Annotated in this window: 11 protein-coding genes and 1 tRNA gene; 2 read left to right on the forward strand and 10 right to left on the reverse strand. The window is 64.8% G+C overall.

Features of this window, described 5'->3' with window-relative positions; genetic code table 11:
- Positions 1–3 precede the first annotated feature (3 nt).
- The 6 genes from GVM20_RS13130 to GVM20_RS13155 all read right to left on the reverse strand — a co-directional run bounded on the left by GVM20_RS13130 (position 4) and on the right by GVM20_RS13155 (position 8856).
- The gene (locus GVM20_RS13130; protein WP_166547654.1) at positions 4–777 is read right to left on the reverse strand and encodes a class I mannose-6-phosphate isomerase; all 774 of its coding nucleotides are present in this window, start codon (positions 775–777) and stop codon (positions 4–6) included.
- Between the two features lie 23 nt (positions 778–800).
- Entirely contained in the window at positions 801–1841 is a 1041-nt protein-coding gene (locus GVM20_RS13135; protein WP_166547642.1) for a mannose-1-phosphate guanylyltransferase, read from the reverse strand.
- A gap of 86 nt (positions 1842–1927) precedes the next feature.
- Entirely contained in the window at positions 1928–2656 is a 729-nt protein-coding gene (locus tag GVM20_RS13140) for a TonB family protein (protein ID WP_166547643.1), read from the reverse strand.
- Between the two features lie 168 nt (positions 2657–2824).
- Complete coding sequence (locus GVM20_RS13145) at positions 2825–6133, reverse strand: TonB-dependent receptor (protein ID WP_166547644.1); 3309 nt, start codon at positions 6131–6133, stop codon at positions 2825–2827.
- A 276-nt stretch (positions 6134–6409) separates the two neighbouring features.
- Positions 6410–7339: an isopenicillin N synthase family dioxygenase gene (locus GVM20_RS13150; protein ID WP_166547645.1), complete on the reverse strand. Its 930-nt coding sequence runs from the start codon at positions 7337–7339 to the stop codon at positions 6410–6412.
- A 53-nt stretch (positions 7340–7392) separates the two neighbouring features.
- Complete coding sequence (locus tag GVM20_RS13155; protein ID WP_353653161.1) at positions 7393–8856, reverse strand: NupC/NupG family nucleoside CNT transporter; 1464 nt, start codon at positions 8854–8856, stop codon at positions 7393–7395.
- 215 nt (positions 8857–9071) lie between these two features.
- Between GVM20_RS13155 and GVM20_RS13160 the strand changes: the two genes are divergently transcribed.
- Entirely contained in the window at positions 9072–9770 is a 699-nt protein-coding gene (locus GVM20_RS13160) for a queuosine precursor transporter (protein ID WP_166547646.1), read from the forward strand.
- 88 nt (positions 9771–9858) lie between these two features.
- Here the strand turns inward: GVM20_RS13160 and GVM20_RS13165 are convergent.
- From GVM20_RS13165 to GVM20_RS13180, 4 genes are all read right to left on the reverse strand, one after another.
- Positions 9859–9934: transfer RNA gene (locus GVM20_RS13165), tRNA-Lys, on the reverse strand.
- 42 nt (positions 9935–9976) lie between these two features.
- Positions 9977–10465, reverse strand: a complete 489-nt coding sequence (gene folK, locus GVM20_RS13170) for a 2-amino-4-hydroxy-6-hydroxymethyldihydropteridine diphosphokinase (RefSeq protein WP_166547647.1) — start codon at positions 10463–10465, stop codon at positions 9977–9979.
- Positions 10466–10469: 4 nt separating this feature from the next.
- Positions 10470–11348 (reverse strand): N-carbamoylputrescine amidase, encoded by an 879-nt coding sequence (aguB, locus tag GVM20_RS13175; RefSeq protein ID WP_166547648.1) that lies wholly within the window; start codon positions 11346–11348, stop codon positions 10470–10472.
- A gap of 18 nt (positions 11349–11366) precedes the next feature.
- Positions 11367–12242 (reverse strand): class I SAM-dependent methyltransferase, encoded by an 876-nt coding sequence (locus GVM20_RS13180; protein ID WP_166547649.1) that lies wholly within the window; start codon positions 12240–12242, stop codon positions 11367–11369.
- Positions 12243–12335: 93 nt separating this feature from the next.
- On the opposite strand from GVM20_RS13180, the gene msrA reads away from it, so the two are divergent.
- Positions 12336–12890, forward strand: a complete 555-nt coding sequence (gene msrA, locus GVM20_RS13185) for a peptide-methionine (S)-S-oxide reductase MsrA (protein ID WP_166547650.1) — start codon at positions 12336–12338, stop codon at positions 12888–12890.
- Positions 12891–12967 lie beyond the last annotated feature (77 nt).

Consider the following 12967-nt stretch of genomic DNA (forward strand, 5'->3'; position numbering starts at 1 on the left):
GGCTCAGGCCGCGCGGGTCAGCAGCGTCACTTCGGCCTGGCTGAAGTCCAAGCTGGCGAGGTCGTCCGCAACCAGACATTCCCCCGCCCGCGCCCGCGCTGACCCATCGCGTGCGGCCACCTCGCCAGCAAGCGGCAGCACCAGCAGCGAGCCGGGATAGGCATGAAGCGTGGTGGCATCGGGCGCGCCTTCGATCCGGTCGAGCCGGAAATGCGGGCCGTCGACGAGCACGGGGCCGCTGGCAATCGAGCGGCGGTGCTCGGCGGCATAAGGCACGCCGTCGGCCACTGCGAGCGCGCGATCGAGATGCAATTCGCGTGGGCGGCCATAGTCGTAGAGGCGGAAGGTGGTCTCACTCGTCTGCTGGACTTCGACCAGCGACAGGCCGGGGCCGATCGCATGGACGGTGCCAGCGGGGAGATAGAACAGATCGCCCGCACGCGCCGGGTGCCAGGTGAGCAGCGCCTCGATCGTGCCGTCCAGCGCGGCGGCTGCGATGTCCTCAGGGGTCACGTCGCGCTCGAACCCGATGGCGAGACGCGCGTCCGGTTCGGCGTCGAGCACCAGCCAGCACTCCTCCTTTCCCGCTTCACCCGCTTGGGCGGTGTCATCCGAAGGGTGGACCTGCACCGACAGCTTCTCGGAGGTGAAGAGGTACTTCACCAGCACCTGCGGCACTTCGGGCGGAGGTTCGAACCAGATCTCGCCGATCCGCGCCCCGGGCGGGGCCACGAAGGGCGCGGGCAGGACATCGCGGCCCCAGACCTTGTCGACCATCCGGGTGGAAAGCTGGCGGGCGGTCACTGGTTGACGGCTCCCGGCAGCTTGCCGACCGCCTGCGCGCCGTCCCGCGTGGTGACCAGCACCTCGCCGCCGGAGACGATGATGCAGACATCCGTGAGGCCCACCGCCGAAATGCGCGGGCCATCGCTCATGGCAAAGACGCCGCTGCATTGGGCAAGATCGGCGCTGCCGCGCACCACATTGCCCGCCGCGTCCGCTTCTCCCGCGAGAGCTTCGCCCAGCGCGGCCCAATTGCCGATGTCAGACCAGCCCATGCTGGCAGGCACCATCGCGGCGCGAGCGGTGTTCTCCATGACGGCGTAGTCGATCGAATCCCCCTCAATCGCGGCAAAAGGTTCAGCCGCCGGATGGAAGCGCGGGCCATCATCCGTGCCGCTGGCAACGGCCTCGCGCACGAGCCGCGCCATCTCCGGGCGGTACGCGGCGAGCTCGGCAAGCAGATGCCCGGCGCGGAAAGCGAAGATGCCGCCGTTCCAGCTATACTCCCCACTGGCGAGATAGGCCTCGGCCCGCGCCCGATCGGGCTTTTCGACGAACTCGCGGATCGCAAAGCCGCCCGCGAGAGGCTCCCCGCGCCGCAGATAGCCATAGCCGGTCTCGGGCCGATCCGCCGCGATGCCGAAGCTGACGAGATAGTCTTCGCGCGCCAGTGCCGCTGCGGCTAGCGCGGCGGCGCGGAAGGCGGCGCTATCGGCGATATGGTGGTCGCTCGGGCAGACCAGCATCACCGCATCTTCCGGCAGCAACGCCGCGGCGAGCGCGATGGCAGGGGCGGTGTTCTTGGCCGCCGGTTCGATCACCAGCCGTGCGCCGGGCGTATCCCCCAGCTGCGCGAGAATGAGATCGGCGTGGGCCGCACCTGCCACCACCATAGGGGCGGCAAAGCGATCATCGCCTGCCACGCGGCGCACGGCCTGTTCGAACAGCGTCTCATCGCTCACCAGCGGCAGGAACGGCTTCGGACAAGCCTTGCGGCTGACCGGCCACAGCCGCGTGCCACTGCCGCCGCACAAGATCACAGGATGGATCGCAGTCACTTGAATACCCTTCGTTTGGGCAAGCCTATAACAACTCGTTGTTCGGAAACATCTCTAATCCGTCTACAATTCCGCAACTTGTCCGATCAAAACCACTGCTGGCGCCAATAGAAGGGCGCAGCCACGGGATTGCCGCTGGCATCGGTCGCTGGACGGAAACCGAGCCGCGCTTCGACCAGCTGGCAGGTGATGCGATCCGCTTCGGGATCGGGGCTCGGGCGATAGACCGAACACCCCCGCGCGCGGCCATCCGTGCCGACGGTCACCCGGACGATCACCTGCGTGCCGCGCCGCGCCGCGCGGCCTCCCGGCGGCACAGGATAATCGCGCGCATTGTCGATGCTGCCGCTGATGTGGACAGGCTTGGACACCGCGACCCCGCCGCGCCCGCTGCCGCTGTTCCCGCTGCCCGTGCCGGTTCCGCTACCGGCGGCGCCCGTGCCGTCGCCCGCTACCGCCGCGCCGGATTGGTTCGCCGTTCCGGTCGATGCGGCGCGGGGCAGCGATCTGTCCTGTTTCACCCGCACGCGCGGCGGCGGACTGGTGACCGGCTGAGCGACCGCGTCGCGCCCCGGATCACCCTGCGCGCCCTCATCCGGTTCGGACCGATTGTCCGGCGGCGGGGGCGGATCGGGCGGCGCTGTGATGGTGACGGTGAAGGTCGACAACACATCACGCTCGACCGAGGCGGTGAAATCGGGGGCGAGCGCGCGGGCCAGACCATAAAGCGCCGCCAGGTGCAGCAGCACGATCCCGGCGATCAGCGGCCAGCTGAGCCGCCGCGGACGGGTCTGGAAGGTGCGGTTGTCGGGCATGGGCTGTGGCCTGTCCTCGCGTTCGGTCCATTCCGGATGCGGTTGTCCTCGCAAGCCGCAGGGTCAAACTATAGCAGACTGGGAGCAATAGGCGATGGAGGCGCTCCAACGCAAAAGGGCGGCCCGTTGCCGGACCGCCCCTTCGTGTTTCAGCAATCGCTCAGGCGATCAGAAGCGGACGCGAACCCCGAAGCGGACGCCCCACAGCGAACCGTTGATGTTGGTCGCTTCGTTCGGCGCACGGAAGCTCGAGTAACCGTACTGCGCACAGGGCTGGCTCGGTGTGGTAGCCGGCGCGCCGTTTGCGGTCTGGAGGCAGGTCACGTTGACCAACGAGGCGGTGTAGGGGAAGCCGACCTGCTGGATCGTGCCCCAGTCCTTGTCGATCATGTTCAGCACGTTCTCAACATCGGCCATCAGCTCCAGCTTGCCGCCGAAGACGAACGGCACTTCCTGACGCACCGAGAAGTCCAGCTTGTGCACCCACGGGGTCTTGCCGATGTTCTTTTCCGAGATCTGGCCCTGGTAGGCGTTGAGCTCCGAGTTCTGCACGAAGCTCTGGAACGCCGCGAAGGTCGCCTGCGAATCGTAGGTGACCAGCGGGTCGGCCGTGATGCTGCTCACGTTGGGAACGTAGAGCAGACCGCGGCTGCCGCGACCGTTGACGCCGAACACCGCCGAACGCCCGTTGGTGGGATCGTTGAAGGTGTAGCTGTAACGCTGGCCCGAACGCAGGTTGTAGAAGAACTCGATGCGGGTGTTGTTGTCACCGAACAGCTCGGCGTCATAGCCCGCAACCAGGCGGAACTGGTGATCGCGCTGGTAGTTGGCGATACCCTGAGCCGCAAAGTTCGGATCGGTGAAGGCCGTGTTCTGGTAGTTCGAGAACGCCACCGACGACGTGCCCGGGTTCTGATCGGTCACATCCTGGAAGGTGTACGAACCGCTCAGGAAGAAGCCCGAATCAAAGTCCTTGTCGAAGCGGGCCACGATGTTCCAGCTTTCGCCGAAGCCCGTGTTGGTGAGCAGCATGTCGGTGTTTTCACCGGCGGTGCCAGCCAGCACGTTGTAGCGCGGACGGCCATCGGGAAGCGTGCCGGTCTGTGCGACCGAGCGCAGGTCAACCCACTCGAGCGCGTCGTTGGTCTTCGAATAGATCACGTCGGTGCCAAAGCGCCAGCCATCACCCAGGAAGCCGAGATCGGCTTCATAGTCGACCGAGCCCGAGAAGCGCCACTGCGAAGGCACCTTGAAGTTCGGATCAAGCGCGTTGGTCGGTGCGCCCTGGAAACCGGCCCGACGCACAGCGTCGATCAGCTCCTGGGGCACGCCTTCACCGCCCGAAACGTTGTTCAGGGTCGCCGCGCCGAGGGTCTGCACCTGGGCGTTGGTAAGGCCGAGAACCGACTGCTCGGGGATCGAGAAAGTGCCGTTGGCATTACGACGCACGCGCACGCGCTGGAGCGTCGGCCCCGGGTTCGAGAAGTTGTTCGAGATCCACACCAGCGGGTTGCCGCCGCCGAACAGACCCGCCGAACCGCGGACCTGAAGACGATCGGTCGGCTGCCAGTTGAAGCCGAAGCGCGGCTGGAACAGGTCGCGCCCGTTGAGGGTCGCGGTGTTGGCAAAGCCGAAGCGCTGCAGGAAGAACTCGTTGAAGAACGGACGATCCGGCGAATCGAACAGGTCGTAACGCACGCCTGCCACAACCGTCAGCGTGTCGGTCACATCGATCGTGTCCATCAGGCCGAAGGTCCAGCTGTTGTTCTGGAATTCGGCGGTGACGGTGTCGAGGCCGCCCAGCAACGGCACAGCGTAGTCGAGTTCGTTGGCACGACGTGCTTCGAAGTCGGCGACGCTGTCGAACAGCCATGCACCCGAAACGCGCTGAGCGAAGAGGTTGCGCACATCCTGACGACGACGCTCGGCAATCAGCTTGAGCGTGTGGTTTTCCACCTTCAAGGTCGCAGCGAATTCAACCGCCAGCGACTGGCTGTCGAGCTCGTTCGCCTGACGGCTGATGTCCGGACCGAACTGGATGCGCTCCTGACCGGCCGAGCACACTGCGGGCGCGGCGCCGACGCCGGTCGCCGGGTTGACCGGGTCGAGACAGACCTGGAACTGGCCGAAGGTCGTGCCGCCAATCGGCTGCTGAAGTCGCACGTAATCGGCATAGGACACGCGCAGCTGGGTCGAGAAGTCGTCCGACCACTGGTTGTTCGACTGTACGATCCCGAAGTGGTTGATCGCACCCTGCGTGTAGTTGTTCGACAGCAGGTTGTAGGTCGGGTTGCCGTTGCCGATGGCAGAAAGCTGGCCCGTACCGGTCTGGCCGGCGAGCAGCGCCGAATCGTTCCAGATGTAGGTGGCAGTCAGACGGTGACCATCAGCGACGTTCCAGTCGAGCTTGGTGATCAGCTTGTCGTCCTTCTCCACGATGTCGTTTGCAACGCCGAGCGTGTCGTAGTTGTAAACGCTTTGCGCCGTGGCACTGATCGAGTCGATTTCGGCATCGGTGATGCCAAGCTGCGAGGGATCAACGTCAGCCGGGACCGTGTCACGGGTGCGTTCATAGGTAACCGCGAAGAACAGCTTGTCCTTGATGATCGGACCGGTGACCTGCGCCACATAGACTTGCGAATCGAAGGCGCCGACGCGGCGGAGGTTGTCCGCCTTGCTGCCGCGCAGATCTTCGTTCTGGTAGAACGCCGCGCCCATGAAGGTGAAATTGTTGCCACCCGACTTGAGCTGGGTGTTGATCGCACCGCCCTGGAAGAAGCCCTGCTGGATATCGACCGGCGCGGTTTCGACCGAGAATTCGCCAATCGCATCAAGCGGCACGGGGCCGCGCGCCGACACGAGGCCGCCCGATTCCAGACCGAAGGGATCGCCGAAGGCCACACCGTCAACGGTGAAGCGGTTGAAGCGGTTGTTCTGTCCGGCAATGCTGATCGCGCCGTTGTTAGTGGCGTCGAGCGTCACCAGCGGATCGCGCGCAGCAAGATTGCGGATGTCGCGGTTGACGTTGGCAACGCCAGCAATGTCGTTGGCGCTCAACACGGTGGCAGCGCCAGTGCCGAGCGAGATTGACGAACGGGTGCGTGAGCCGGTGACCACGATGGTCTGGCCCACCTCGGCCAGAGCAACACTGATACGCTGGGCCTGACCGGCATTGAGGAAGCCGATTTCCTGCGAGGCGGTTTCGAAGCCGTCAGCGGTCACTTCGACGGTGACAGGGCCGCCAATACGCAGACCGGCAGCGTTGAATCCACCCGCAGCATCGGTGGTCTGGGTCGACTTGGTGCCCGAGGGAACGTGGGTTACGACCACGGTGGCGCCGACGATCGGGTTGCCGTTCTGGTCAACAACATCGCCGCGAACGGACGAGGTGGTTTCCTGCGCAAACGCCGGCGTGGCGATGGTGGTGGTCGCAGCAAGGCTGACGATGCTCGCCGCAAGGAGATACTTAAGCTTCATGGGTAAAAGCCCCTGTTAACGGTGGAGATGAAGAGGTGATCGAAACGTAATGCGACCTGCCCTAGGCCTGAACGCTTGCGGCAAAGCGACTGTTCTGTGACAGTTTGATGAAACGCCTCACCCCGGCGCGGCGAATCCATAAGGCGAGTCTCGCCGAACGCCAGAAAAGTGTAGGTTTAGCGCGAGTTCCATACCTGAGTGTTGCATCGCAGCAACGCCCGCAGGGAATTTCTTGAGGCCAATCAATGGGACGAAAAATCGCCCCTTCAGCCGGGATCAGGCGAGGTTGATCTCACGCAGGCGCTGCATGAGGTAATCATGCGCAGTGATCGGCTCCGGCGGGGGATTCGCCGCATCGGCAGCAACGCATTCCGGTAGTGGCTCGATCAGGAAATCGGGCCGGAAATGCAGGAAGAACGGCATCGAATACCGTGCCCGCCGCGAAGCCTCGCCGCGCGGATTGACCACCCGGTGCGTGGTCGAGCGCAGCTTGCCGTTGGTCTGGCGCTGCAACATGTCGCCGACATTGATCACCAGCGCGCCCGGCGGCACATCGACCGCGTGCCATTCGCCCGCCTTGGTCAGCAGCTCAAGCCCCGCTTCCTCGGCGCCGAGCAGCAAGGTGATGGTGTTGATGTCTTCATGCCCGGCAGCGCGGATCGCGCCTTCCGGTGCGCCCTCGCCCAGCGGCGGATAATGCAGCAGACGCATCACCGAATTGCCATCCTCGACGCTGGCCGCGAAGAAATTGCGCGGGCGGCCAAGGTGGAGCGCGATCGCTTCCAACACGCGGCCACCGGCCACTTCGAACGCGGCGAAGAGCGCGCTCATCGTTTCGCGGAAGCCTTCGACCTCGGTCGGCCATACGTTGGGGGCCATGAATTCTGCCAGCGGGTGGCCTTCGGGCAGATCACGGCCGACGTGCCAGAATTCCTTGAGGTCAAACACCTCGGCGTCCTTGGCCTTTTCGGTGCCGAACGGGGTGTAGCCCCGCGCCCCGCCGCCGCCTTCGATCTTGTAGGCGCGCTTGACCGCATCGGGCAGCGCGAAGAACGCCTTCGAGACCGCCTCGGCCTCTGCGATCAGGGACTGGGGAATGCCGTGATCGCGCACCACAGCAAAGCCATATTCGCCAAAGCTGCGCCCCAACTCGTCAGCGATGGTTTCGAGCGGCTGGGTCAGCGAGACGGAAGCAATATTGATCATGCCCGGCCCCTTACACGCGGGGCACCGCGCCTGCCAAGCCCTTCGCGCAGCGCTCAATAAGGCAGGAACAGGCTCGCCAGCGCGGCGCTCATCAGGTTGGCGAGACTCCCCGCGGCGAGCGCCCGCAGCCCCAACCGCGCAATCACCGGGCGTTGGTTCGGGGCGAGGCCGCCCGTCACCGCCATCTGAATCGCGATCGACGAGAAATTGGCAAAGCCGCACAGCGCAAAGGTGATGATCGCACGGCTGCGCTCGGTCAGCTCAGCGCCCTGCATCTTGCCTAGATCGATGAAGGCGACGAATTCGTTGAGCACGATCTTGGTACCGAACAATCCGCCCGCAATTCGCGCCTGATCCCAATCGGAAATGCCGATCAGGAACATCACGGGCGCGAACACATAGCCGAGCAATTGCTGGAAGCTGATGCCTTGCAGCCAGGTGGCAACCTCGGGGCTGAGCGGCGCGCCGATACCGTTTGCAAGGTTCACGATCCCGCCGCCGATCCCGGCAAGCATCCCGTTGGCGAGCGCCACCAGTGCGACAAACACCATCACCATCGCGCCCACTGCCACGGCCAGCTTCACGCCGGTCTGGGTGCCTTGCGCTGCGGCTTCGATGATATTGGCGGGGCGCTGGCCTTCCTCGAAGGTTTCCGCCGCGCTCACCTCGTCAGCCTTGGCGCCGCCTTCTACCAGAGAGGCCGGGCCGACCGCGCTGATCCGCGCTTGGGGGAGTTCGACCTGCTGCCCGTTCTCGTCATACATGACGACGCGGGTCGCCTCGGCCAGCGTGTTGGCCCCGGCACTGGCCGCTACGCTTTGATCGCGCCCGGCGGCGAGTGTGGCGTCATCCGGCATCATGATCTTGGCCATCAAAATCCCGCCCGGCGCCGACATGAACGCCGCCGCCAGCAGGAAGGGCACGGCATCCTCACCGATAAAGCTCGCATAGGCGGCAAGGATCGTCCCCGCCACGCCCGCCATCCCGACGCTCATCAGCGTGAACAGGCCCGACGGCGAAAGCGCCGCCAGATAGGGCCGCACCACCAGCGGGCTTTCGGACTGGCCGACGAAAATGTTGGCGGCCGCGCCCAAGGCTTCGACCTTGCTGATGCCGGTGACAAAGCCGATCGCCCCGCCCACCCAGCGCACCAGCCGCTGCATGATGCCGAGGTGATAGAGGATCGAGACAATCGCTGCGAAGAACACGATCACCGGCAGCGCGGCGATCACGAAGGTGTTGGCGAAGGGGTTGGTCTCCATCGGGCCGAACACTGATGTGATCCCGACCTTGGAGAAATCGAGCAGCGCGATCACGCCTTGCGAGAGTCCCCCGATCACGGCGACGCCGGTGTCGGTGCGCAGCACGATCAGCGCGGTGACCGCCTGCAACGCAAAGGCCGAACCGACCACGCGCAGGTTGATCCTGCGCCGCGCCGTCGACAACGCAAAGGCAATACCAAGAATGGCGAGCACGCCTGCAAGGCTCAGCAGGATGGACGTGATACTCTCGTTCACGGCAGCAAATTGCCCTTCTTCATGTCGGAAGCGTTAGACCCCTGAAGCCCGCAAGAACGCCTCTCTTGCGCGCAGCGGGACTTGGCGTGGCAGTTTGCGCGCGGCGTTGCAAGCGGGGAAGCGCGGGAGGCTGAGGCTAACCGGTCGCAAAGCACGGGTGACAGGCCGGTGCGCGCCGCTTTTCTTTTGTCGCGGTGCTGGCTAGCACTCGGGTAATGGACCAAACCGATCCCGCACCCGCCGCCGCGCCCTCGCCCACGATCAACATGCCGTTGGGGCTGTTCGTCTTTACGCTGCTGTATGGCGGGATGACGGTGCTGGCCGGAGTGCTGGCGTTCAAGCAGGTGCAATTGTGGCCAACGAACCTAGCGGTCGAGAGCGGGATCTTCCCGTTCCTGCTGCTAGTCGTGATCTCCAGCACGCTGTCGCAGCTTTACGGACGTGCGATGGCACAACGGATCGTGTGGTGGGGCTTCTTCCCGCTAGGGCTGTCGGCGCTTCTGATGTGGCTGGTGCTGGCCCTGCCCGCCTCGTCCGAGATGATCGCCTTCCGCCCCGATGATCTCGCCGCGTTTGAGCGGGTGCACCGTTCGACCTGGCGGGTGTGGATGGCGGGCCCTGCGTCCTACATCACCTCGCTGCTGCTCAACATCTGGATCTTCGACCGGTTGCGCGGGAGCGGGGCCGAGACGACGCTGGGCCTGATGGTGCGCGGCGCCATCGCCTCGGCACTGTCCCAAGCAGTCGATTCGGTGATTTTCATCACCTTGGCGTTCTACGGCGAGTTCGACATCACCGACCTGATGATCGGCCAAGTGCTGGCGAAAGTGTTCCTGAGCCTGGTGCTGGTCCCGTTCCTGATCACCGGCGGCGTTCAGGCGGCCCGCTGGCTGGACCGGAAGAAGGAAGGCTGAGGGGCCACCCCACCAACCTCTCGCTAAGCACCGGAACGGCCCAAAGGGCCGAGGATTTCGCAGCCCGGAGGGCGCGCGCAAACAAAAATGGTGGACCCGTCGGGGCTCGAACCCGAGACCTACAGATTAAAAGTCCGTTGCTCTACCAACTGAGCTACGGGTCCACGCTGACGGCTTCGCCGCGTCGCCTGTGGCGACAAGGGCGCTCACCTAGGCAGGGGGCGCGGGCGGGTCAAGCGGGCTTGGGCTTGGGCGAGAGTTAAACCGCTGAGCGGATCGCGCCAGTCGGGGGCGATGGTGCACGCCGGGTCCAGCACGAAGCGCCGCTGCGCAAAGGCCGGGTGGGGGATTTTGAGGTCCACAGAGCGCCACACGCCGCCGCTCCACAGAATGATATCGCAGTCCAGCACCCGATCGCCCCAACGCTGGCCGGGTCGCCGACCGAAAGCGCGCTCGGTATGCTTCAACGCCGCGAGCAGCGCGGTGGGGGTAAGCTCGCTCGAAAGCACCAGTGCCCCATTGGCAAAGCGCCGCTGCGCCGCGCCTATCGGTGCGGTCGCGATCACCGGTGCACGAGCAGTGACAGTGCCAAAGGCGGCGCATTCTTCCATCGCTGCCAGCACCACGTCCTGCGGGCGACCATAGAGATGGTGCCGCCGGTTGCTCCCCAGCGCGATCAGATAGGTGCTGGACACCCCTTCAAATGTCCTGCGCGATCCGGCCGTAGAGCTGCGGGCGGCGGTCGCGGAAGAAGCCCATGCCGGCGCGGTGCTTCGCCGCCTGCGCCAGATCGAGCCGGGCGATCAGTACGCCGGTTTCGCTCGCGCCATATTCGGCGAGATAGTCGCCCCATTCATCGGTAATGAAGGAGTGACCATAGAAGTTCTGTGCCCCGCCATCCGGTCCTTCCGAACCGATGCGGTTGGCGGCGATCACCGGCATGCAGTTCGACACCGAATGACCGATCATCGCGCGCCGCCACATCCGGCTGGTGTCGAGGTCCGCGTCATAGGGCTCCGAACCGATCGCGGTCGGATACAGCAGCACCTCCGCCCCCATCAGCGCCATGACGCGCGCGCATTCGGGATACCACTGGTCCCAGCAGATTCCGACGCCGACCTTGACCAGCGCGCCATTCTCGCCCGGCACGTCCCACACCTTGAAGCCGTCATTGCCGGGGCGGAAATAGTACTTTTCCTCATAGCCCGGCCCATCGGGGATGTGGCTCTTGCGATAGGTGCCCTGCACCGCGCCATCGGGGCCGATCATCGCGAGGGTGTTGTAATAGTGATGCCCGTCGCGCTCGAAGAAGCTGGTGGGGATCGTCACTTTCAGTTTCGCGGCGAGTTCGCGCATGGCGATCACACTGGGATGCTGGAGCGTCGGGCGGGCGAGGGCGAACAGCGCCTCATCTTCCTCGCGGCAGAAATAGGGCCCGGAGAACAGTTCGGGCGGCAGGATCAGCTGCGCGCCTTGCGCTGCTGCCTCCTCGACCAAGGCTGAGACGGCAGCGATATTCGCGGCTTCGTCATCCGAGCCGAGGGCAAGCTGTAGGGCGGCGACAGTGATAGCGGTCATGCCGCCGCCCCTACCGCATTACTTGGACTTCTTGAAGAGCAGCGTCATCCGGTCGCTTTCGCCCTTGTCCTTCAGGTCTTCGCGCTTGGTCGCCAGCGTCGGGGGCATTTCCCACACACCTTCGGGGTGATCGGCCGTGTCCTTGGGATTGGCGTTGACCTCGCTCGAGGTGAGGAGTTCAAAGCCGTTGAGGCGCATGAAGTCGATCACGTCCTGCTGCTTCATGTAGCCCTTGGTGCCATTAGCATAGGACCACGGCGCATCGGCCTTGGCGCGGTGCTGGACGATCCCGATCAGGCCATCATCCTTGAGCAATTCGCGCATCGCCCGGATTTCGGTATCGGCGATCCCGGCACGGGTCGGGCCGTGCAGCGCGCGGATCACGAGGATGCGGTCGAAGGTGCCCTTCTGCTCGGCGGCCTTGTCGAGCGTCAACCCGCTGAACTTCTCCGCCGGCAGCCCGGTGTAGCCCGCCACTTCCGCGCCGAAGCCAGCCGCAGCATCGCGGATACGCTGCTGGCGGGCCGGATCGGGGGTGGCAGTCAGCGGATTGCTGTAAAGGCCGACCAACTGCCCTTCACCGCCCAGATAATGGCCGAGCAGGCGCGAATACCAGCCACCGCCGGGCGAATATTCGCCGACCTTCATGTGCGGGCCGACATGGAAGAAGGCGAGCACTTCGGCGGGGTGACGGTGCACGTCACGCACCTTGTCTTCGGCGCGGGTCGGGTGGTTGAGCGCGCCCGACACGGCCTCGCCATGCATTTTGTTGAAGGCGGCGGTATCGAGGACGTGGGCATCGCCGTGCTCGGCATGGTTCATGTGCTGGTGGGCCAGCAGCGGGGCCGCCACGGCAAGCGCGCTCGCAGCGGCGACAAGGATCAGTTTCTTCATGGGGTCTCTCTCCGGAGGTGGAAATTTCGCTCGCCAGCACATGGCAATTGCCGCTTGCTAGCCTATTTGTGGCCAATACCAATGGAGATTTCGATGAGCAACTTGGACACGGTAATCATCGCAGGCGGCTGCTTCTGGTGCACCGAGGCGGTGTTCCGCGATGTGGTGGGCGTCACGATGGTCGAAAGCGGCTATATTGGCGGGACCAAGCCCAACCCGACCTACAAGGAAGTCTGCACCGGCACGACCGGCCACGCCGAGGGGATTCGCGTCACCTTCGATACGGATGTGATCGGCCTGCCGCAGATTTACGACGTGTTCCTTGGCACGCATGATCCGACGCAGCTGAACCGTCAGGGGAACGACATCGGGACTCAGTATCGCAGCGCGATCTTCCCGCTGTCAGACGCGCAGGGCGCCGAAGCCGAAGCCGCGATTGCGCGCTGGAACGCGGAGAATGGCAAGCTGGCGGTGACGACGATCGAAGGGCTCTCGGGCGGCGAGCAGACCGCGGCGTGGTATCCGGCTGAGGACTATCATCAGGAATATTGGGACGGCGAAGGCCAGCGCAATCCCTATTGCCTCGCGGTGATCCCGCCCAAGCTGATGAAGCTGCGCAAGTCATTTCAGAAGTATGTGAAGGATTGAGCGTGAAAATCCGGCTTGCTTGCGCGTTGCTGGTCGGCAGCGTTCCTGTCGCGGCCCTGCCCCCGCCCCCGCCGCCA

Source organism: Porphyrobacter sp. SLTP (assembly GCF_009905735.1).
GTDB lineage: Bacteria > Pseudomonadota > Alphaproteobacteria > Sphingomonadales > Sphingomonadaceae > Erythrobacter.